The sequence below is a fragment of the Streptomyces sp. NPDC088157 genome, from assembly GCF_044741545.1.
In the GTDB taxonomy this organism is placed as follows: Bacteria; Actinomycetota; Actinomycetes; order Streptomycetales; family Streptomycetaceae; genus Streptomyces.
In genome coordinates, this window is record NZ_JBIUSU010000004.1 from 503,130 (window position 1) to 523,310 (window position 20,181).

Sequence of the window (20,181 nt, forward strand, 5' to 3'; positions counted from 1 at the left end):
GGTGACGGTGCACAGCACCGTGCCCTCGGTCAGCTCCTGAACCTGGGCGGCCGCGCCGACGCCTGGCGCGTCGAGCCCGCCGGGACGCCCGTCCCGCCCGCCGTCGCGGGGCCCGCCCGGCGGATCTGGAAGCGGTCACGCCACGGAGGCGTCCTTCCCCCAGACGAAGACCTCGGTGCCCGGCTGGCGTTCGGAGAACAGATCCGACCCGGAGGCCTGCCGCAGCAGCCGACGCAGGTCGGCCTCGAAGTCGTCGCGGCGCGGCCCGAACAGGTGCGGAGCCGAGAACGACATCGAGAACACCCCGGCGACGACGTCGTCGGCGGAGCGTTCGAGCGGCTGCCCGCCGGGGACGACAAGGCGCCGCGGACCGGAGAACCCGGCCCGGGCCAGGATCGCGGCCTCACCGCCGGGTGTTCCTTGCGGCAGCACGCCCCGGCCGGCCCGTCGGACCGGCCCGAGGTAGTGCCGGATCAGTTCCCCGATGGCCGCGGCGGGCACCGCCGGATACGGAAGCCCGTCGACGGTCCGGGTGCCGCTCTTGAGGTCCGAGACGTGCACCAGCGCGCCGCCCGGCCGGAGCATCTCCATGGTGGTCGCCGCGACCAGCTCGCGGTCCATCCAGTGGAACGACTGCCCGAAGGTCGCGACGGCGAATCCGCCCAGACCCGCGGGCAGTTCCTCGGCCCGTGCCCGTACCCACCTGGCCTTCCGCGCGACTCCTCTTCTCTCGGCCTCACGCCCGGCTTCGGCGATCATCCCCCGGTCCGGGTCCACCCCGACGACCTCACAGAACAGGTGGGCCAGCTCCAGGGCGAGGATGCCCGGTCCGCATCCCACGTCGACGAGGCGCCCTCGCCCGTCCGGACGCAGCACCTCGGCGAGCACGTCCGCCAGCCCCGGGGCGTAGGGGAGCCTCCCGCGCCGGTAGTGGGTGGCAGTCCCCGCGAACAGCATGTCGTCCCACTCCCGCCCGGCCACCATGTCCGCCCACCGCCTTCACCGAGATCCACAGCCCTTCCGGCTGCCGGTCGATGATTCCACGACCCGGCGGACGACCGGATCCCGCCGGTCGCGCGCCGCCGGCCCGCAGGCGGGCGCCACGCGGCGTTTCCCGGCCGCTCCGCGGCGGGACAGCGAACGCACAGCTCACGCACAGCCGGGCCGGGGGTGGGGGTCCCGACCCCGGTCCGCACCGAGGGATAACCCTTGAAGCATTCGGCTTTGGCTGACATGCCACTGTCAAGCCTGCCATTCTCCCACCCAACTACCGCGCACCAGCGGCACGTTGTCGTCCCATGCTCACGGCCCCGCACCACTCAGCTCGTCCCGGACAGCACACCCGTCTGCCCGGTCTGTCACCGGCCGTTCCCCACGGCCGCCGCAGTAGGAGAACGAGTGAGACCCAACCCCCGCAAGCGGACCACGGTCGGAGCAGCCCTGCTCTCCACCGCCGCCCTGCTGGCCCTCGGCGTCCAGACGGTCCCGGCGACCGCGCTGCCCGCAGCCCCCCACCCCAGCCCCCTGCGCACCGGCGGTCAGCCCGCCGATCTCACGGCCGCCCAGCGCACGACCCTGATCAGGAGCGCCGAGGCGAAGACGACGGACACGGCCGACTCCCTCGGCCTCGGCGCCCAGGAGAAACTGGTCGTCAAGGACGTCGTGAAGGACAACGACGGCACCCTGCACACGCGTTACGAGCGCACCTACGCAGGTCTGCCCGTCCTCGGCGGCGACCTCGTCGTGCACACGCCTCCGGCCTCACTGGCGGCCGGCACGGTGAGCACGACCTTCAACAACAACCGCCGTACGGTCTCGGTCGGGTCGACCAAGGCGAAGTACAGCAAGGCTGCCGCCGAGACCAAGGCCCTGACGGCCGCCAAGGCGCTCGACGCCAAGGACCCCGCCGCCAAGAGCGCGCGCAAGGTGATCTGGGCCGGCGAGGGCACGCCCAAGCTCGCCTGGGAGACCGTGGTGAGCGGCCTCCAGGACGACGGCACGCCGAGCAAGCTGCACGTCATCACCGACGCGGCCACCGGCGCGAAGCTCTCGCAGTTCGAAGGCATCGAGACCGGCACCGGCAACAGCCAGTACAGCGGAACCGTCTCCATCGGCACCACGCTGTCCGGCTCGACGTACCAGCTGAACGACACCACGCGCGGCACGCACAAGACGTACAGCCTCAACAACGGAACGTCCGGCACCGGCACCCTGATGACGGACGCCGACGACACGTGGGGCACCGGCTCCGGCTCCAACACGCAGACCGCCGGCGTCGACGCCCACTACGGCGCCCAGGTGACGTGGGACTTCTACAAGAACACCTTCGGGCGCAGCGGCATCAAGAACGACGGCGTCGCCGCCTACTCCCGCGTCCACTACAGCACGGCGTACGTCAACGCCTTCTGGGACGACGACTGCTTCTGCATGACCTACGGCGACGGCACGAGCAGCACCCATGCCCTCACCTCGCTCGACGTGGCCGGCCACGAGATGAGCCACGGCGTCACCTCCAACACCGCGGGCCTGAACTACACGGGTGAGTCGGGCGGCCTGAACGAGGCGACCTCCGACATCTTCGGCACGGGTGTGGAGTTCTACGCCAGCAACTCCTCCGACGTGGGCGACTACCTCATCGGCGAGAAGATCGACATCAACGGTGACGGCACGCCGCTGCGGTACATGGACGAGCCCGACAAGGACGGCGGCTCCGCCGACAGCTGGTACTCCGGCGTCGGCAACCTCGACGTCCACTACTCCTCGGGCCCGGCGAACCACATGTTCTACCTGCTCTCCGAGGGCAGCGGCAGCAAGACCATCAACGGCGTCACCTACAACAGCCCGACCTCCGACGGCGTCGCCGTCGCGGGCATCGGCCGGGCCGCGGCCCTCCAGATCTGGTACAAGGCGCTGACGACGTACATGACGTCCAGCACCACGTACGCCCAGGCCCGCACCGCCGCGCTGAACGCCGCCTCGGCGCTCTACGGCAGCACCTCCGCCCAGTACGCCGGAGTCGGCAACGCCTTCGCCGGCATCAACGTCGGCAGCCACATCACGGTCCCGTCGACCGGCGTCACGGTGACGAACCCGGGAAGCCAGTCCGCCACGGTCGGCACCGCGGTGAGCCTCCAGGTCTCCGCGAGCAGCACCAACAGCGGTTCCCTGACCTACGCCGCGACCGGGCTGCCGGCCGGCCTGTCGATCAGCGGCTCGACCGGTCTGATCTCCGGTACGCCGACCACGGCCGGCTCCTCGAGCACCACCGTCACGGTGACCGACAACACCGGCGCGACCGGTACCGCGGCCTTCGGCTGGACGGTCAGCTCCTCCGGCGGCGGCGGCTCCTGCACCTCCACGCAGCTGCTGGGCAACGCGGGCTTCGAGTCGGGCAACACCACCTGGACGGCGTCCAGCGGTGTGATCACCAACTCCAGCAGCCAGGCGGCCCGCACCGGCTCCTACAAGGCCTGGCTCGACGGCTACGGGTCGACCCACACCGACACGCTGACGCAGTCGGTGACGGTCCCGAGCGGCTGCACCAACACCAAGTTCACCTTCTACCTGCACGTCGACACGGCCGAGACCAGCACCAGCACGCAGTACGACAAGCTGACGGTCACCGCCGGGTCCACCACCCTGGCCACCTACTCCAACCTCAACGCCGCGACCGGCTACGTCCAGAAGACCTTCAGCCTGGGGTCCTTCGCGGGCTCCACCGTGGCCCTGAAGTTCTCCGGCGTCGAGGACTCCTCGCTCCAGACCAGCTTCGTCGTGGACGACACCGCCGTGACGACCGGCTGAGCCGTTCCGCCCGTCCGATCCGCTCGATCCGATCCAGCTGACGACGTCCCGCACACGGGCTTCCTCCGTGTGCGGGACGTCGTCGCGTTCGCTCAGTTCAGCGGGTCGAGCGTCAGGTAGGCCTGGCGCGGCGAGCCGTCATGGACGAGGGACTCCTGCTGCCCGACGTCGTCGAAGGCGAAGGCGTACGCCTTGCCGTCCGCCATCTGCGCGTGGATCTTGCGGGCGTAGTGGTTGGTCACCGCGTCCTGGTAGAAGTTCGCCGTCGTCGTGTCGGGCTGGTTGGGGTTCACCAGGAGCGTGGAGCGGTTGAAGCCCGCGCACAGGGTGCGGGAGATCGGTCCGCGCACGGCGTCGTTCGGGGCGTCCAGCAGCCTGTGGCAGCCGAAGATGCTGGCCGCGTCCGGCTTCTGGAAGCTGGTCACGACCGCTCCGGAGGCGTTGGTGAAGTTCATGACCCCGCCGGAGACCCGGCCGTAGTACTTCGTGCCCGGCTGGTCGGCGAACGGGGATACGGTCAGCGTGGTCGTCGCGTACTTCTGCCAGACGCGATTGACGTAGTCGGCCATGACGTTCGCCGGGAGGGCGCCCGTCTCCACCCCGTACAGCGGGGCGAGAGCGCGCAGGACGGTGCCGTCGGACCGGGTCTGGACGAGGTTCGCCCAGCCGCCGGGCTGTCCGCGCAGCGCGTTGAAGAAGCCGTTGTAGCCGCCGGCCTTGAGGTGCCCGGTGCTGACGGTGGTTCCGTCGGCGCGCTGCACGCCGACCGCGTAGGGAGCGGAGAACATGTCGACCTGGGTGCTGTTCAGCCACAGCCCGGAGTCGTTCAGCGTGTACTCCGACCAGTTGAACAGGATGTTCCGGTTGGGGTCGCTCGGGTTCTGCACGGCCGGCTGGACCAGCCCGCCGGTGGTCAGTCGGAAGTCGAGTTTCTGCCCGTACGAGAAGTAGATCCGGCCCGAGAACTTGGGGATCCGGATGGTGGCGGACTGTCCGGCGGCCGGGCCCGCGATCGAGGCGTCGGGCGCCGGCGTGGGCGGGTTGCCGCCGCCGGGCCATGCGTGGAAGGTGCCGTTCGCGTCCGCCCAGCCCTGCTGGCCCGTTGTCAGAAGGGTGCCGAGGTTGTAGACGTAGAGGGCTTCGCCGCGCCCCGAGTTGTTGGCGATCTTCAGCGGGATGGTGTCGGGGACGGCCGCCTGGGCCGGTGGGCCGAGGGAGAGCAGGGCGCCGACCAGGGCGACGGCTCCGGCGAGTCCGAGTGCGCGTGTGCGTCCGCGTGTGCGTCCGCGTGTGAGCGTGATCTTCGAGAGCACTCTCCACCTCCGTGCGGGGTAGGCCTGTGGGGTTGGTCCGTACCATGTTGAGAGCGCTCTCAAAGTCGCATCGGGGTGTGCCCATGTCAACAATGTGAACAAAAAAGGACGCCCGCGGCACCAGCCGTGACACGGGCGTCCCTCAGGCGTCCTGAGCTCAGAAGGTGCGCTTCAGCAGGTCCAGCAGCGCGGCCCAGTGCCGCTCCGCGCCCTTCTCGTCGTACGCGGAGGTGTCGGCCTGCGTGTAACCGTGCTCGGATCCGGCGTAGACCTCGCAGGTGTGACGGACCCCCGCCGCGGTGAGGGCCTCCGCGAAGCGCTCGATCTGCTCGGGCGGCAGGCCCGGGTCGTTGTCGGCGTGGCCGAAGTACACCTCGGCCGTGATGTGCTCGGCGGCCAGATGAGGGCTGTCCGGCGCGTCGGTCACGAGACGGCTGCCGTGGAAACCGGCCACCGCCGCGACCCGGTCCGGATGGGCGCCCGCGGTCGGCAGGGTGAGCCGGGCGCCCATGCAGTATCCGGTCACCGCCACGGGGCCGTCCGCGACCAGCGCGCTCTGCTCCATCCACCGCAGGTACGCGTCGGCGTCCCGGACGATCAGCTCCGGGGTGAGCGCCAGCACGAGCGGGTACAGGGTCTCGAAGATCTCCGGGCGGGCGGCGGGGTCGATGAACTCCGGCAACTCCATCACGGGGGCCCGTCCGTGACGGTAGAACAAGTTGGGAACCAGCACCGTGTAGCCGGCCTCGGCGAGCCGGTCGGCCATCGCCCGCAGATGCGGACGGAGTCCGAAGGCGTCCTGGTAGAGCAGCACGCCCGGCCGGGGTGTCCCGTCACCGGGGTGCGCGAGATAGGCGTCGGCGACGCCGTCCTCGGTGGGGATGTCCACGGCTGTTCCCTGTACGGAGGTCATGGGGGTGCCTCTCTGCGCGGTGCACGACGGCGGGCGAGCGATCGACCGGCCCGGCGGGGCCGGGCGGCGACCATCGTTGCACGCACCATCGACCCGCCCTCCGGGACCCCCCGGCCCGTCACGTCCCGCTCCCGGAGGCCCTACTCGAACCGGGAGGTGTCACCCGCCCCGTGCCGCACGATCTCCGCCTCGCCCTCGGAGAAGTCGATGACCGTGGTCGGCTCGGTGCCGCAGTCCCCGGAGTCGAGCACGACGTCCACCACGTGGTCGAGCTGGTCCTTGATCTCCCAGCCCTGGGTCATCGGCTCGTCCTCGCCGGGCAGCAACAGGGTGCTGGACAGCAGCGGTTCACCGAGTTCGGCGAGCAGGGCCTGGGTGACGACGTGGTCCGGGATGCGCACGCCCACCGTCTTCTTCTTCGGGTGCTGGAGCATGCGCGGCACCTCCTTCGTCGCCGGGAGGATGAAGGTGTAGCTGCCCGGCGTCGACGCCTTGATCGCGCGGAACACGTCCTTGTCCACCCGTACGAACTGGCCGAGCTGAGCGAAGTCCTGGCACACGAGGGTGAAGTGGTGCCGGTCGTCCAGGTTGCGGATGGCCCGGATCCGGTCGATGCCGTCCTTGCTGCCCAGCCGGCAGCCCAGCGCGTAGCAGGAGTCCGTCGGGTACGCGATCAGGGCGTCCGCCCGGATGGCGGCCGCGACCTGGGAGATGGTGCGCGGCTGGGGGTTGTCGGGGTGCACGTCGTAGTACTTGGCCATTGGACGAGCTTATGCCGTGCCGTCGGGCGCGGGCTCCACAGGAGCGCCGCCCGCGCCGAGGAGGAAGTCCCAGCTGTCGGCCAGCAGCCCCAGTGCCGTATCGGGATCGGTCTCCCAGCCGTGGCGCATCCAGCGCCGGGCGAGCTGGTCGAGCTGGGTCAGCGCCAGGAAGCCGCGCAGGTGCCGGGAGGCCGGGTCGAATCGTCCGGCCCGCTCGAGACCCGCCTCGATGGCGGAGGCGACCTCCTCGAACCACCGGTCGACCAGCTCGCGCACCTCCGGGTCGACCGCCGCCGCCTCGTGCGCGGCCAGCACATAGGGGCGGATCCGCGGCCACCGGCGGGCGGCGTCGCGCAGCCAGGTCTCGAATCCGGCCCGCTCGCCCGCGCGTACGACGGTGACGAGATCCGGCGTCGCCGCCCCCGGCTCCGCCGCACTCCCGCGCTCCAGCAGCTCGTCGAGCTCCGCGACGAGAGCTTTCATGAGCGCCGCCCGCGACGGGAAATAGGCGTAGAACGTCACCCGCGTGGTGCCCGCGGCCTTCGCGATGTCGTCGACCGTCGTGCCCGCGTAGCCCCGCGCCTCGAACAGCTCCAACGCCGTCGACAGCAGCAGCCGACGGGTCATCTCCTTCTGGGCGGCACGCAGACCGGCCATGTCGGGACTGCCTCCCCGATCGACTCCGAAGGGGTCGCCGACCTGCGGGGCCGCGCCCGCCGTCGGACGCTCACATCGTACGTCACCAGCCGTTTTCGGCCAGGTGGGCGGGTGACGGCGCCTGACGGCAGGCAGTGCACCGTGCGGCCGCCGCCCGCGGCTCCGCCCGCGGCTCCGCCCGCGGCGCCCCGGTCCCGCGGGCGGACGTTCCGGCCGGCGTGAGGTAACGTCCCTGACCGATATGACTGGTTCGGCCCCCCGTGGGCCGCGAGGGACGAGGAGAGCGCCGACATGGCCGGCCGGGACGACGGGAACCCCCACACCGAGGCGGCGGACGGCGCCGGCTCGGCGTGGGCGCAGGAACTCCTCGGACAGCTGCGCCCCACCGGCGGCGACCTCCGCAGAGTCCTCGACTGGCTGGCGGACACCCTCGACGCGACCGTCTCCCTGCGCGACGACACCGGCGCCCCGCTCGCCGGACCCCTGACCCCGCTGGACGAGGACCTGGTCGCCGCCGTCACCGCCGGCCGGCTCGCCTCCGCCGCCTGGGAGGGCGAGGGCAGCTTCGTGCGCCTGCTCAGGGTCGAACTCCCGCGCCCCGCCAAGGCCGGCGCGCTCGCCGTGACCCGGACGAACGCTTTCGACCGGCGCGCCGCCGCCATCGTGACGCACACCGTCGGCGTCCTCGAACTCCTCCTGCGGGCGCAGGAGACCGCGGCGACCGGACACCGGCTGGCCCGCGCCACGGCCGACCTGCGGCTGGCCATCCTCCAGCTGCTCATGGTCGAGGACACCGTCGCCGCGCGCCGCGTCGCCGCGGGCCTGTGGCCGGGCCTGCTCGACACCGACACCGCCTGCGTCTACGTCGTCGAGAGCAGCCCCGAGGAACGCGACCGGCTCGCGGAGGCCTGTCTGGCGGCCACCCACGACGACGCCCTCGTCGTGCGCTGCCCCGCCATGGACGGCCACGTCATCGTCGTCGTCCCCGACGACGAGACTGGCCGTGAGCTGCGCGCCCTGTGCGACCGTCACCCCGGCGCCTTCCTCGGCGGCAGCGCCCGCCAGAGCCTCGCCCACACCGCCACCGCCTACGGACAGGCCGTCAGCGCCCTCGCCGTCGCCCGCTTCCGCCCCGACAAGGCGGCCGTCTACGCCGAACGCACCCACCCCGAACGCCTGATGGACCCCGAGATCCTGCACAGCTGGACGACCCGCCTGCTGCGCCCCCTCGACACCCTCCCGCACCACACCCGCGCCGAACTCCTCGCCACCACCCGGCTCGGCCTGGAGTTCACGGCCGTCAGCGCGGCGAAGGTGCTCGGCGTCAGCCGCAACACCGTCCGCGCCCGTATGGAACGCGTCGAGAACCTGCTGCGCACCGACTTCTCCGACCTCACCGTCCGGGCCGCCGTCCACCTCGCACTCAACACCCAGGTCGGCACCCCCGGCCACCTCACGGGCACCGCGGCGGACCCCGCCCGGCTCGGCGAGCTGCTCACCGGGCCCGCCCTGCGCGTCTGGGCACGGGAACTGCTGGCCCGCCTCGACTCCGACGGCCGGGACCTGCGCGGCACGCTGCGCGCCTGGATCAGCGCCGGCGGCAACGCCGAACGCGCCGCCCAGCTGCTCGGTGTGCACGCGCAGACCGTCCGCGAACACGTCCGCAGTGCCGAGCCGGTCCTCGAACGTCAGCTGCTGGCCTCCGGCAGCGACCTGTACGAGGTCGTCCTGGCCCATGTGGCGTCGGGCGACCTCGACCAGCCCGACCTGCACGGACCCGCCCACCGGGCGGAATCGGGCCATCCGGACTCACCTGTGCACAGGTGAGTCCTCCGGCGTCGTGAGCGGGCATCGGCACGATTCCCAAGCCGCTCGCCAGGCACGTAGTTTCGAGGAGCCGCGGGGGTTCGACCGGAACGGGGGACCGGTCGCACCCCCGGGTCTCAGCCCCGCAGCCGGACCGGGATCTCCTGCCAGCCGCTCGCGATGAACGACGGCACCTGACGCAGCTCCCCGGCCGCGGTGTCCAGCCGCAGCGCGGGGAACCGGTCGAACAGCGCCGGCAGCGCCGTCAGCGCCTCCATCCGGGCCAGGGGAGCCCCGATGCACCGGTGCACACCGATCCCGAACGCCAGATGATCGTCCGCCGCGCGCGCCGCGTCGAACACCTCCGCGGCCGCCCCGTAGTGCGCCGGGTCCACGTTCGCGGCCGCGTACGTCGTGATGATGGCGTCCCCGGCCGGGATCGTCACGTCACCCACCGTGACGTCGCCGACGGCGAACCGCAGCGGCAGGGTGGAGATCGGCGGGTGCAGCCGCAGCGTCTCGTCGACCACCGCGTCCCAGCCGATCTCGCCCCGACGGACGGCCGCCAGCTGCTCGGGCCGGCGCAGCAGCGCCACCGCCGCGTTCCCGATGAGGTTCACGGTCGTCTCGAAACCGGCGCCGATGACCAGCAGCAGGGTGTACAGCAGCTCCTCTCCGCTGAGCCGGTCACCCTCCTCGTCACGCACGCGGATCAGCTCGGTCGTCATGTCGTCACCGGGATGCTCGCTCTTGTACGCGATGAGCCCGCCCAGCACCGAGCCGATCTGCTCCTGCACGCGCGTGGCGTGCTCCGGGGACGGGTCGGTGGTGTCCATGATGTCCGCGACGAGCCGGACCTGCGCCTCCCGCATGTCCTCCGGCACGCCGAACAGCTCGCAGACGATCCGCATCGGCAGCGGGTGGGCGAACGTGGCCTTGAGGTCGACGGTGTCGCCGCCCTTCTCGAGCGCGTCCAGCAGCTCAGCGGTGATCGCCTCCACCTGGGTGCGCATCGCCTCCGTGCGCCGGTGGGTGAAGCTCGGCGCCACCAGTTTGCGCAGCCGGGCGTGGTCGGTGCCGTACGTCGACAGCATGTTGATCACGCCGACCCAGCCCAGGACCCAGCCCCAGGAGGGGTGCTCGCCGAGTTCCGGCCACTGCCGCCAGTGCCGCCGCGGGTCCTTGCTGACCTGAGGATCCAGGATCAGCGCCTTGAGGGTCTCGTACCCGGTGGGCGCCCAGGCCGGGATGCCGCCGGGCAGCTCCACCGGCACGATCGGGCCGAGGGCGCGCAGCCGGGCGCTCTCGGCGTGCAGATCGGCGCCGAACGGGTCGAGGACGATGCGGTCGGTCACGGTCACGAACGGACTCCTGAGGGTTCGGAAGCGGGGGAGCGGGGGCTGAAGCGGACGGGCAGCGCGGTCAGCGAGCGGTGGAAAGGGCCCGGCCGCCAGGTCAGCCGATCGCGGGACACGACGGGTTCGAGGTCGGGCAGCCACTGGGTGAGCCGTTCGATGGCCTCGGTGACGAGCAGCAGCGTGTGCTGCTTCGCCGGGCAGGCGTGCGCTCCCGCCCCCCACGACAGATGCGAGGCGTCGTTCGGGTGACGGCCGCCGGTGACCTCCCGCTCGGCGAGGATCCCGAGGGCCCCGTACGACACCACCACCGGCACCGCCGCGCGCAGCCACACCCCGTGGAAGGCCACGGGCCTGCGGACGTAGTAGATGCCGTAGTTCGCCAGCGGCGTCTCGTGGTGCAGCACCTCCACCACCGCGTCCATCACGGGCCGGGCGCCGTCGGTCAGGGTGGAGTAGTAGAGGGGGTTGCCCAGGATCCTCGACAACGTGTTGGACAGCAGGTTCGCGGTCGGCCCGTATCCGGCGCCGAGGGTGAGGAACACCTGCCAGGTGACCTCCTCCCGGGTCAGCCCGGCCGGATGGTCCAGCAGCCGGCTCGGCAGGTCGTCGCCCCGCCGTTCGGCCTTGGCGGCGATGAGATCCAGCACGTACTGCGCGTACTCCGCCTCGCCCACGGCCGCCTGGGCGCCGCCCTCCATCATCTTGCCCACGCCCGAGTGCAGCCGGTCGCCCTGGCTCTCCGGCAGGCCGAACAGGTCGTTGAACACCAGCGCCATCAGCGGCTCGGCGAACTCGCCGACCAGGTCGGCCTCCCCCCTCGGCCCGATCCGGCCCACCAGCAGCCGAACCGCCCGGTGCACCCGCCCCCGCAGGTCGTGCGGTTCCACCAGGTCGAAGACGTCGATGAGGGTGGCGCGGTAGCGGACGTGCGCGGCCCCGTCGGAGAACAGGGCGTTGGGCCGCCACCGCATCATGCCGAGCACCGGCGAGTCGGCGGGGACGGTCGCCTCCCACGCGCGCGGGTCGTGCGAGAACGTCTCCTCGTCGTGCAGCACATCCAGCGCGGCGCGCCGGTCGGTGATCACGTACGCCGGTACCCCGGGCGCCAACTCGCCCCACCCGACCGGTCCTTGGGCACGCAGCGCCTGGTAGTAGCGGTGCGGATCGGCTGCGAAGCCCTCGTCCCACAGCCGTACCGGCACGGAGCGCGTGAAGTCACGCCGGTCCGGGGGATGGATGGTCACCGGGCCTCCACGGCGTCGCGTCCGATCAGGTGGTCGACGAGCGCGAGCAGCGCGTCGACCGAGGAGTCGGGGTCCCGCGCGTCGCACGTCACCATCGGCGTCCCGGGCTCCAGATCCAGCGCCCGGCGCAGCCGCTCCTCACCGTAGTGGCGGGGCGCGTCGGGAAAGGCGTTGAAGGCCACCGCGTACGGCAGCCCGCTCTCCTCCACCAGGCCCAGCACGTCGAACGACGCGTCGAGGCGGCGGCTGTCGACGAGCACGAGCGCGCCCAGCGCCCCGTAGGCGATGTCGTCCCACAGCGCGCGGAAGCGCTCCTGTCCGGGTGTGCCGAACAGGTACAGCACGAGGTCCCCGGCCAGGCTGATCCGGCCGAAGTCGATGGCGACGGTCGTCGTCGACTTGTCCCGCACCCCGGCCAGGTCGTCCACCTCGGCGGACGCCTCGGAGAGATGCTCCTCGGTGTGCAGCGGCCGGATCTCGGACACCGAGTCGATCAGGGTCGTCTTGCCCACGCCGAACGGTCCCGCGATCAGGATCTTCACCAGGTCGCGGGCGGTGTCCGGCCGGTGGACGGCGCCGGACGCGCCGGCGCTAGGTGCGGTGTTTGAGGGCGCGGAGGCCATCGGCCACTCTCTTCAGCAGGTCGGGGTCGAACCGTTCGGCGGGCGGGATCGGCGCACGGGAGAGAACCAGGTCCCGGTCGACGAGGTCGGCCGCCAGCACCCGCACCGCGGAGACCGGCAGCCTGAGCAGCGCGGCCGCCTCCACCACCGCGAGCGAGCCGCCCTCCAGGGTGTCGAGCAGGGCGAGTTCGGCGGCGGGGAGGCCGACCGGCAGCGGCTCCTCGCTGCGGGCGAGCACCGACAGCCGCTCCAGCTGCGGCCGACTGGGCCGGGCCACCCCGCCGGTCGACAGATACGCGGGGACGAGGGGGCGGCCGGCCGGGCGACGGGTCATTGCGGCGCGGTGTCGTCGGCTCCTCGGGACGCGGCCGCCATGGCCTTCTCGCCCAGTCGCGCCACCTGGGAGTGCACCCGGTGCGCCAGCAGGTCCAGCCGTGTCTCGGCGTCGCCGTACGCGGCCACGCAGGTGCCGTGGTCGGTCGGCACGATCAGTACGTAGCCGAGGTCGGACTCGATGACGATCTGGCGTACGTCGGCCCGCTCCCGGTCGGCGAACGCGGCCGCCGCCGTCCGGCAGGCTCCCTGCACGGTGCTGGTGATGGCGGCCACCCGCTCGGCCGACGGCTGCGACAGGGCGTCGGTGTAGCCCGTCACGAGTCCGTCCCGGGTCAGCATGACGGCGGCCAGCACGTGCGGCACCTGCAGGATCGGTTCCAGCACCCATGCTGTGTCGCCCGTGTTGCGGCTGGTCATCTGGCCGCTCCCCCTTCGTCGTCGGTCTGGCCGGTTCGGTCGGCCGGTTCGGTGTGGTCGGTCCGGCCGGTGTACTCGGCCGGGTCGGTCCGGTCGGTCCGGCCATTGCGGTCGGCCGGGTCGGTCCGGTCGGCCGGGAGGTTCCCCTGGTCGCCGTATCCGGTGTTCGCGGTGGCGGCGCGGGCTGCCGCCGTGCCGGACTGGAGCGCGCCGAGGGCGGCCGCGGCCTCCTCCGGGCGGCGCGCCGGACGCCGGGCCGGACGCCCCGCGGGGCGCTCCGCTGGCGCGGGCGCGGGTGCGGCGGCCCGGCTGCGGCGGCGACGCTGCGGCAGGCCGTCGGTGTCCTGGGGCTCGTGGTGCCCCGGTGGTTCCTCGGCTGAGTCCGCCCGCGTCCCGTACGCGTGGGAGGGCGCGGGCCGGTCGGCCACGGTCGTGCGCGGCGCGCTCGCGGCCGGCGAAGGGTCGGCCACGGTCTTGCGTGTCGTGCGCGGCGCGCTCGCGGCCGGCGGCCGGTCGGCCGGGTCCAGGCGGCTGAGCAGATGGCTGTCGACCCGCAGCACCGCGCGCACCCCGCCGTACGGCGAGGTGGAGGAGACGTCGACGCTCAGGTCGAACTGCCTGGTGAGGCGGCCGATGGCGGCCAGTCCCATCCGCGGCGGGTCGCCCAGGTCGGTGAGCAGGATGAGGTCGTCGCCGGCTACCAGGCGCTGGGCACGGTCACGTTCGTCCCGTGTCATGCCGAGGCCCGCGTCGTCGATGGTGACGCACACGCCGTGGTGGACGTGCTCCAGGCTCACCACGACGTCGGTGTCCGGGGCGGAGTGCCTGAGCGCGTTGTCGAGCAGCTCGGCGACGATGATGGCCACCGGCTCGACCGCGTGCGAGACCAGCGCCGTACCGGCCTCGAGGTGGTTGTGGACCTGGACCCGGTGGTAGCCCGCGAGCCGGGCCTGGCCGCCGGTCACCGCGTCGACCAGGTGGGACTCCTCGCGCGCCAGCCCGACCCACGCCCCGCACACCACGGCGGTGACCTGCGCGCGGCGCAGCGACTGTTCGTTCTCGTGGTCCAGCCGGAACAGGGTCTGGGCCAACTCCGGTTCGTCGTAACGCTGCTGGAGCCCGCGCAGGGCGTCCTGGAGCCGGTACAGGGCCGCCTGGATCTCCCGGGTCGCGCCCCGCATCCCGGCCTGCGCGGCCGCGTCGACCCGGGTGCGCTGGTCGGCGACCTCGGACTGAAGCGCCAGCACCACGTTCTCCAGGGCGGTGCCCAGGGGGGTGCCGGCCGTCAGCGGCTGGAGCGGGCCCGGTTCGGGCAGGTGCGGGTGCGCCACCTGGCGGGCGGCGGCGGGCACGCGCCGGTCGGCCAGGTGCTCGACCTCCGCCGTGAACGCTCTCAGGGATCCGTCGAGTTGGGTGCGCAACGCGGCGATCTCGGCTCGCTGCCGGGTGTGTTGTCGGCGTAATCGCAGCAAGCCGCCGCCGAGGGCGAGCGCGGACAGTGTGCCGGCGGCCAGGCCGCCGGCCACCAGGTCCGGTAGTTCCATCATCGATTCGGTTCCAGGGAGGGTCGGGCGTCGTCTCGGTGCTCGGAGCGGGTGGGCCCGAGGGGTTCGGACCGGGCACTCGTTGCACAGTACACACCGTCATTGATCGATCCCGCACGGTTGAGCGAGACTTGTCTCCCGAAGTGCCCGGTATCTGTTCGCTTCTGCGTCGACTGTCTGAATTGCCGTGCACGGCAAGGGAGTCGGACTGCCGTGCCACCGCCTCCGACTCGTGTCCCCCGGGACCTGAAGGCCGCGGACGGCCGGTCCCGGTCCCGGTCCCGTTCCCGTTCCTACGATCCGGTGGGAGTGGGAGTGGGAGTGGGAGTGGGAGTGGGAGTGGGAGTGGGAGTGGGCCGGGCCTCCTCCGGACGGGGCCTGCGCTCACCCGGGCCGGTGAGCGCACGGCGGCCGCGCGTACCACCAGTGTGCCCCTCCCGTTTGCCCCGGCATGGACCGACCCTCGCCCGTACAGCCCCGCGACGACTGCCCGTCCGGCCTCCTCTACGCCGTCCGACGGACCGACGGCCCCCGGTGCCGCGCGCCGATCTACGCCCGGCTCGTCGCGGAGTGGCGCGCCCGCGGCCGGACCGTGCCGGCTCGCCCGGACGTGCGGGCGGCGCCCCCGGCCTCGACCCGCCGCACCGGCCGCGACGAGGACGGTACGTCCGGCCCGTGACGCGCTGAGGGCCGGGGCCGTACGTCCGGCCCGTGACGCGTCAACGGCCGCACATCGGGGTCAGTACCGCCAGGGTGCCGTTGGCCTGGCGCAGCGCCAGTTCCAGCGTGACGGGCGCGTGCAGCGCTCCGGTCCCGTCCGGCGGAACCAGCCACTCCAGGGACCGCGCGGCGCGGTAGGGCGGCGGCACGGCCACCCAGGAACCCCGGCCCGCGCGTCGCAGCCCCGCGCCGATCCACCGGCTGCCGGGATCGGGCGGGAGGAAGAAGCCGACCCGGTGCGCCGCGGTGTCCACGAGCGTGGGCCCCGGGAAGGGGCACGGCGCCTGCCACAGCAGGTCCAGCGTGAGCAGGCCCAGCCGGTCGGGCACGCTGAGCACGTCCCAGTAACGGCCCGCCTCCAAAAGGACGATCCCGTCACCCTGGTCCCACTCCCTTTTGCACAGCCGCGGGTCCGTCGCGGCGGCGGCGAGCCACTCCACGCCGCGCATCCACATCGCATCGCTCATGTCGGCTCCGTGTGACTCCCGTCCCGGTCGCAGGCCGACCGGGCATATGCATGCTGGTGGATATTTCTACATGGCGGAAGGGGTGGCGAACCCTGGCGTTTTAGTGTGTTTCGTTCGACCCCCGAGCCGGCGTTCGGATCCGGTCCGGTGCGCCTGCGCGCGTGGTGTGCCCCGCAGGGCGAGGGGTACCCGGCCCGCGAGGATCACCGAGAGCACGCTGGGAGGAGGCCCGCATGGCCACTGGCACCGAGACCGGCCACGTGACCGGCACACGGGACAAGGACTACAACCTGATCTGGTACGTGGAAGCGTGCCTGGAGAACGCGCTGCGCCTGGAGACCTACATCCAGGACGCCGAGAGGGTCAAGGACACCGAGGTCGCGGACCTGTTCCGCAAGGCGCAGGCCGACAGCCGCAAGGGCGCCGAACTCGGCAAGGCGCTGCTGCGCAGCCGGCTGGACGGCGGCTGACACCGCCCGCTCAGGGGCCCGGGCGACGTGGGACGGTCACTTCGCCCGGGCTTGCCGCATGTTCCGCCGGCGCTGCGGGGCCGCGCTGCCGGCCGGAGCCGAGTGGGTCGTTCTCCCGGTGCGGCTTGAGCAGGTCCACGCCGTAGTCGCCGCCGCTGGGAGTGCGGATGACGGTGTGGATGTGCTGCTGGGTCGGGGTCCCGCGGCGGCCCGCCCGTCCCGCCCCCACCGCTGCTGTCCTTGCGCGCTGCGCGGCCGTGAGCGACCGCAGCAGGGTGAGCCCGGCCGTCGTCTCCTACTCGAAGAGGGTGATCTTCTCGCCCTCGTAGGCGGCGGAGGTGGGCTCGGAGCCCATGAAGGTGCGCGTCATGACCACCTGGTCGCCGAGCACGAAGTAGTTGATGGCGACGTGGTGGCCCTCGTACTGGGAGCCCCGCGGCTGGGTGGTCGACGGGGTGCCCATGAAGGTGAAGAAGGAGGCGCCCTCGGTGAGGGTGTCCCGGTTGTTGCCGCTGTCGTCGCCGAGGAAGGCGCATGCGTCCCAGGCTTCAGGACGTACCTGAAGGAAACCTGAATCCGGTCATGCTGTTCCTGTCACGGCCGTCCGGTGCCGTCCGCGCCACCGGCAGCGGTGGATCGGCCTGACGCAGTTCCGCCAGCAACTCGTTCTGGCCGGCGAGGAGTTCGGTGAGGATACGGCGGGCGGCCCGCAGCAGCTCGGCCACGTCGCCGCCCGCGAGCGCGTAGCTGACCGTCGAGCCCTCCCGGATCGACACCACGATCCCGGAGCGGCGCAACACCGCCAGTTGCTGGGACAGGCTGGACGGTTCGATCTCGATCTCCGCGAGCAGGTCCCGTACGGCGACGGGGCCGCCCTGGAGCAGTTCGAGGACCCTGATGCGTACCGGGTGCCCGAGCATGCGGAAGAACTCGGCCTTGGCCTGGTAGAGGGGAACCTGCATGGTCGATCGCTCGCTCCCTGCCGCGTACGGTGCGTGCTGCGTCACGATCCTGGTGGTTGCGGGCTCCGCACACCCGTGTGATGCGCTGATCTGGATGTGTCGAGATGAAGAAATCTTCAATTCGAGGGTGTGCGAAGCCATGCGCCGTCCGGTCGCCTACACCTCGAGCTCGGCCTCGATCCGCTTGAGCTGGTGACGGGCCATGGCCAGATTGGACCGGCCGCGATCCAGGACGAGGTAGATGAACAGCCCGCTGCCGCCCCTTCCCTTGAGCAGCCGGATGAGGTGGTACTGGCTCGCGAGCGTGATCAGGATGTCCTCGATCTCGCCCTTCAGCCCCAGGTGCTCCATGGTGCGGACCTTGGCGCGGATCACATCGGTGTTGCCGGCCGCGGCGACGTTCAGATCGAGGTCCTTGCCCCCGCCGAGCGTGCCGAGCGCCATGCCACTGGTGTAATCCACGACGGCGACACCCACCGCCCCCTCGATCGCGGTCATCGTCTCCTTCATCGAGATCTCCAGATTCGCCACGGCACTTCTCCTGCCGGTTGCGCGGGCCCGGGCTCCTCCGGCCCCGCTGGTCCCCCGAACGTACGGAGCCCGTCCCCCCGGGGGGTGACGCGCTTCGGGACTGGCCCGAGAATCTTCGGAACAGCAAGATCCCTGCCCGCTTTTGTGCGTGTGGGTAAGGGAGTTGAGCGGATCGATGCCGGACAGGGGAACGTGTGATCCCGTCTCCTCGCCCGTCCCCCTGCCCGCCTTCGCTCCCGCGGTCCGCGATCCGCGCGGTGAGGTGCTGCACAGGGAGTGGCGCACTCGGCCCATCGCGGTGCAGGATGACTCCCACTATCAGGAATCCTGTTGATTCCGCGTTGTGAGGACGGGACGGACCATGCCCCTCAGCCCCAGATTCCAGGCCAGGGCCATTCAGCTGCTGCTCGGCGGCATGATGGCCCGCGTGCACAAGGACCTACGGTTCACCGACGTCCCCAAGCACGTCGAAACCCTCCAGGTGGAGACCGGTGCCGGTCCGGTGACCTGCACCGTCTACCGCCCGTCCGCCACCGCGGCCGCCGGCCCGCCTGCCCCGGTCTACGTCAACTTCCACGGCGGAGGGTTCATCGTCGGGCGCCCCGAGCAGGACGACCACCTGTGCCGCCGCATAGCCGCCACGGCCGGCTGTGTCGTGGTCAACGTGGACTACGCCGTCGCCCCGCAGCGACCGTTCCCCGCCGCCGTCACCCAGGCCTACGACGTCACCGCGTGGGTCGCCGCGAACGGCGAAACGGGCGGCTGGGACGGCTCCCGGCTCGCCGTGGGCGGACACAGCGCGGGCGCCAACCTGACCGCCGCGGTGTGCCGCACGGCCCGGGACCGCGGCACCTTCTCGCCGCGCCTGCAGATCATCGACTCCGCCCCGCTCGACATGGTCACCGACCCCGCCGCCAAGCTGTCCCGCACGGCCAAACCGCTGCTCACCCCCTACCTCATGCGCATCTTCACCGAGGCCTACGTGGCGGATCCGACCGGGCGCGCCGATCCGCTCGTCTCGCCCGGGCTGGCCGACGACCTCGCCGGGCTGCCGCCCGCCCTGGTCATCACCGCCGAGAACGACCGCCTGCGCGACGAGGGCGACGCCTACGCCAAGGCCCTGGAAGCAGCGGGGGTCCCGGTCACGCACCGTGTCTTCGAGGGCGTCGACCACTACTTCACCCACGCCGGCCCGGTGGCCGCGGGAAAGGAGGCCATCGCCCTGATGGCCTCCACCCTGCGCACCGCGCTCGACGCCTGACACCACCCGCGCCCGCCTGACACCACATGTGCCCATGAGCGCCGACGAGTGCCCATGGGCGCGCGGGGAAGCCGGAGCCCACCGGCTCCCAGCGGACGAGCTTGCAGTACCGGCCAGGTGATCGGCACCGGCAACAGGACCAACGACGCGAACCTCGGCAACGCGGACGTGCCGGACGTGTCCTGGATGAAGTGAGCCGTCGCGTGACTGCGCAGTCATGTCTGCGCTGGCATGTCCACGCAGTCCTAAGGCGGCCGTCAAGGGGTGGGATCGCATCTGTCGCACACGGGAGGCCGGGCCCGCTCGCGGGGTCAGCTCGTCGGCAGCCACTTCTCCAGGGCGCCGATGAGGCGGTCGAGCGCGGGCACTTCGGTGGAACGGTCCGTCGTCACCGTACGGCCGCCGAACTGAAGCGTGTACTGGAACATGTCGGCCGCCCCCATGTTCATGGAGAAGGCCGGGACATCGGCCAGTGCCGGGTCTCCGAGCAGTGTCCGCAGTGTCGTGAACTGCTCCGTGGTGGTGCGGCGCACCGCGGACTCGCCGCTGTCGGTGGTCCGGACCGTGCCGTCGCCCCGGAGGACCACCTGCCGGTTCACCCCGGCGAAGCCGCCGCTGACCGTCATGGTCACCAGCTTCTGGTCCGGGCCGGTGACGGGCACCGGCGACGGACCCGCCGACGCGGGAACCGATACGGAGGGGGAGGCGGCGGGTGAGGAGGAGGGGGCGGGTGAGGCGGCTGACGGCGGGGTGTCGGACACGGAGACCGTGACGACGGTCTCGTCCGTCGGCTCCGTCGCCTTCCTGTCGTCCCCGTCCCCGGAAGAGCAGCCGGCCAGCGCCAGCGCCGCGGCCGCGCACAACATCGCCGAGCTACGAGTGAGCACCTCGTCCTCCCTGTCTCGCGTGTGTCCCTGAGTACCCGTCATGTCAGGGTGCCATGCCGCGAGTTCCCGCGCCGGGCTCCGCACGGTCTGTGTCAGAAGTGTTGACC

Annotated in this window: 20 protein-coding genes and 1 pseudogene; 5 read left to right on the top strand and 16 right to left on the bottom strand. The window is 72.0% G+C overall.

Going from position 1 to position 20,181, the window contains the following annotated elements; all coding sequences use genetic code 11:
* Positions 1-135: 135 nt before the first annotated feature.
* Complete coding sequence (locus ACIPFH_RS18115; protein WP_401827560.1) at positions 136-984, bottom strand: class I SAM-dependent methyltransferase; 849 nt, start codon at positions 982-984, stop codon at positions 136-138.
* Positions 985-1,398: 414 nt separating this feature from the next.
* Here ACIPFH_RS18115 and ACIPFH_RS18120 point away from each other — a divergent pair, with 414 nt between their 5' ends.
* On the top strand, positions 1,399-3,804 hold the full coding sequence (locus ACIPFH_RS18120; protein ID WP_401827562.1) for a M4 family metallopeptidase: 2,406 nt from the start codon (positions 1,399-1,401) through the stop codon (positions 3,802-3,804).
* Positions 3,805-3,896: 92 nt separating this feature from the next.
* Here the strand turns inward: ACIPFH_RS18120 and ACIPFH_RS18125 are convergent, their stop codons facing one another.
* The 4 genes from ACIPFH_RS18125 to ACIPFH_RS18140 all read right to left on the bottom strand — a co-directional run bounded on the left by ACIPFH_RS18125 (position 3,897) and on the right by ACIPFH_RS18140 (position 7,448).
* Entirely contained in the window at positions 3,897-5,117 is a 1,221-nt protein-coding gene (locus tag ACIPFH_RS18125; RefSeq protein WP_401827564.1) for a glycoside hydrolase family 64 protein, read from the bottom strand.
* 157 nt (positions 5,118-5,274) lie between these two features.
* Positions 5,275-6,030: a dienelactone hydrolase family protein gene (locus ACIPFH_RS18130; protein WP_401827566.1), complete on the bottom strand. Its 756-nt coding sequence runs from the start codon at positions 6,028-6,030 to the stop codon at positions 5,275-5,277.
* 140 nt (positions 6,031-6,170) lie between these two features.
* Positions 6,171-6,791 carry an L-threonylcarbamoyladenylate synthase gene (locus ACIPFH_RS18135; RefSeq protein ID WP_401827567.1) on the bottom strand — a complete coding sequence of 207 codons (621 nt, stop codon included), beginning with the start codon at positions 6,789-6,791 and terminating at the stop codon, positions 6,171-6,173.
* Between the two features lie 9 nt (positions 6,792-6,800).
* Positions 6,801-7,448 (bottom strand): TetR/AcrR family transcriptional regulator, encoded by a 648-nt coding sequence (locus ACIPFH_RS18140; protein WP_401827569.1) that lies wholly within the window; start codon positions 7,446-7,448, stop codon positions 6,801-6,803.
* A gap of 291 nt (positions 7,449-7,739) precedes the next feature.
* Between ACIPFH_RS18140 and ACIPFH_RS18145 the strand changes: the two genes are divergently transcribed.
* A complete protein-coding gene (locus ACIPFH_RS18145; RefSeq protein ID WP_401827570.1) occupies positions 7,740-9,275 on the top strand; it encodes a helix-turn-helix domain-containing protein in 1,536 nt (511 codons plus the stop codon).
* Between the two features lie 116 nt (positions 9,276-9,391).
* Here ACIPFH_RS18145 and ACIPFH_RS18150 read toward each other — a convergent pair whose 3' ends face one another.
* The 6 genes from ACIPFH_RS18150 to ACIPFH_RS18175 are packed head-to-tail and all read right to left on the bottom strand — an operon-like array spanning position 9,392 to position 14,779.
* The gene (locus tag ACIPFH_RS18150) at positions 9,392-10,615 is read right to left on the bottom strand and encodes a cytochrome P450 (protein WP_401827572.1); all 1,224 of its coding nucleotides are present in this window, start codon (positions 10,613-10,615) and stop codon (positions 9,392-9,394) included.
* Positions 10,612-11,856 carry a cytochrome P450 gene (locus tag ACIPFH_RS18155; RefSeq protein WP_401827573.1) on the bottom strand — a complete coding sequence of 415 codons (1,245 nt, stop codon included), beginning with the start codon at positions 11,854-11,856 and terminating at the stop codon, positions 10,612-10,614. The genes ACIPFH_RS18150 and ACIPFH_RS18155 overlap by 4 nt, the downstream gene beginning before the upstream one ends.
* The gene (locus ACIPFH_RS18160) at positions 11,853-12,479 is read right to left on the bottom strand and encodes a GTP-binding protein (RefSeq protein WP_401827575.1); all 627 of its coding nucleotides are present in this window, start codon (positions 12,477-12,479) and stop codon (positions 11,853-11,855) included. The genes ACIPFH_RS18155 and ACIPFH_RS18160 overlap by 4 nt, the downstream gene beginning before the upstream one ends.
* On the bottom strand, positions 12,448-12,813 hold the full coding sequence (locus tag ACIPFH_RS18165) for a DUF742 domain-containing protein (RefSeq protein ID WP_356255968.1): 366 nt from the start codon (positions 12,811-12,813) through the stop codon (positions 12,448-12,450). The genes ACIPFH_RS18160 and ACIPFH_RS18165 overlap by 32 nt, the downstream gene beginning before the upstream one ends.
* On the bottom strand, positions 12,810-13,232 hold the full coding sequence (locus ACIPFH_RS18170; RefSeq protein ID WP_401827576.1) for a roadblock/LC7 domain-containing protein: 423 nt from the start codon (positions 13,230-13,232) through the stop codon (positions 12,810-12,812). The genes ACIPFH_RS18165 and ACIPFH_RS18170 overlap by 4 nt, the downstream gene beginning before the upstream one ends.
* Positions 13,229-14,779 carry a sensor histidine kinase gene (locus ACIPFH_RS18175; protein WP_401827577.1) on the bottom strand — a complete coding sequence of 517 codons (1,551 nt, stop codon included), beginning with the start codon at positions 14,777-14,779 and terminating at the stop codon, positions 13,229-13,231. The genes ACIPFH_RS18170 and ACIPFH_RS18175 overlap by 4 nt, the downstream gene beginning before the upstream one ends.
* Before the next feature lie 448 nt (positions 14,780-15,227).
* Between ACIPFH_RS18175 and ACIPFH_RS18180 the strand changes: the two genes are divergently transcribed.
* The gene (locus ACIPFH_RS18180) at positions 15,228-15,455 is read left to right on the top strand and encodes a hypothetical protein (RefSeq protein WP_401827578.1); all 228 of its coding nucleotides are present in this window, start codon (positions 15,228-15,230) and stop codon (positions 15,453-15,455) included.
* Positions 15,456-15,495: 40 nt separating this feature from the next.
* Here ACIPFH_RS18180 and ACIPFH_RS18185 read toward each other — a convergent pair whose 3' ends face one another.
* The gene (locus tag ACIPFH_RS18185; protein ID WP_401827579.1) at positions 15,496-15,963 is read right to left on the bottom strand and encodes a hypothetical protein; all 468 of its coding nucleotides are present in this window, start codon (positions 15,961-15,963) and stop codon (positions 15,496-15,498) included.
* Between the two features lie 233 nt (positions 15,964-16,196).
* On the opposite strand from ACIPFH_RS18185, the gene ACIPFH_RS18190 reads away from it, so the two are divergent.
* Positions 16,197-16,433 (top strand): hypothetical protein, encoded by a 237-nt coding sequence (locus tag ACIPFH_RS18190; RefSeq protein WP_401827580.1) that lies wholly within the window; start codon positions 16,197-16,199, stop codon positions 16,431-16,433.
* Positions 16,434-16,728: 295 nt separating this feature from the next.
* Here ACIPFH_RS18190 and ACIPFH_RS18195 read toward each other — a convergent pair.
* From ACIPFH_RS18195 to ACIPFH_RS18205, 3 genes and pseudogenes are all read right to left on the bottom strand, one after another.
* Positions 16,729-16,899 (bottom strand): annotated as a pseudogene (locus ACIPFH_RS18195) (DUF3500 domain-containing protein); the annotation flags it as partial.
* 82 nt (positions 16,900-16,981) lie between these two features.
* On the bottom strand, positions 16,982-17,395 hold the full coding sequence (locus ACIPFH_RS18200) for an ArsR/SmtB family transcription factor (RefSeq protein ID WP_401827581.1): 414 nt from the start codon (positions 17,393-17,395) through the stop codon (positions 16,982-16,984).
* A 156-nt stretch (positions 17,396-17,551) separates the two neighbouring features.
* On the bottom strand, positions 17,552-17,926 hold the full coding sequence (locus tag ACIPFH_RS18205) for a hypothetical protein (protein WP_189918668.1): 375 nt from the start codon (positions 17,924-17,926) through the stop codon (positions 17,552-17,554).
* A 361-nt stretch (positions 17,927-18,287) separates the two neighbouring features.
* On the opposite strand from ACIPFH_RS18205, the gene ACIPFH_RS18210 reads away from it, so the two are divergent.
* Positions 18,288-19,187 (top strand): alpha/beta hydrolase, encoded by a 900-nt coding sequence (locus ACIPFH_RS18210; protein ID WP_401827582.1) that lies wholly within the window; start codon positions 18,288-18,290, stop codon positions 19,185-19,187.
* A gap of 311 nt (positions 19,188-19,498) precedes the next feature.
* On the opposite strand, the gene ACIPFH_RS18215 is transcribed toward ACIPFH_RS18210, so the two are convergent.
* Positions 19,499-20,074: a hypothetical protein gene (locus ACIPFH_RS18215; RefSeq protein ID WP_401827583.1), complete on the bottom strand. Its 576-nt coding sequence runs from the start codon at positions 20,072-20,074 to the stop codon at positions 19,499-19,501.
* Between the last annotated feature and the right edge of the window lie 107 nt (positions 20,075-20,181).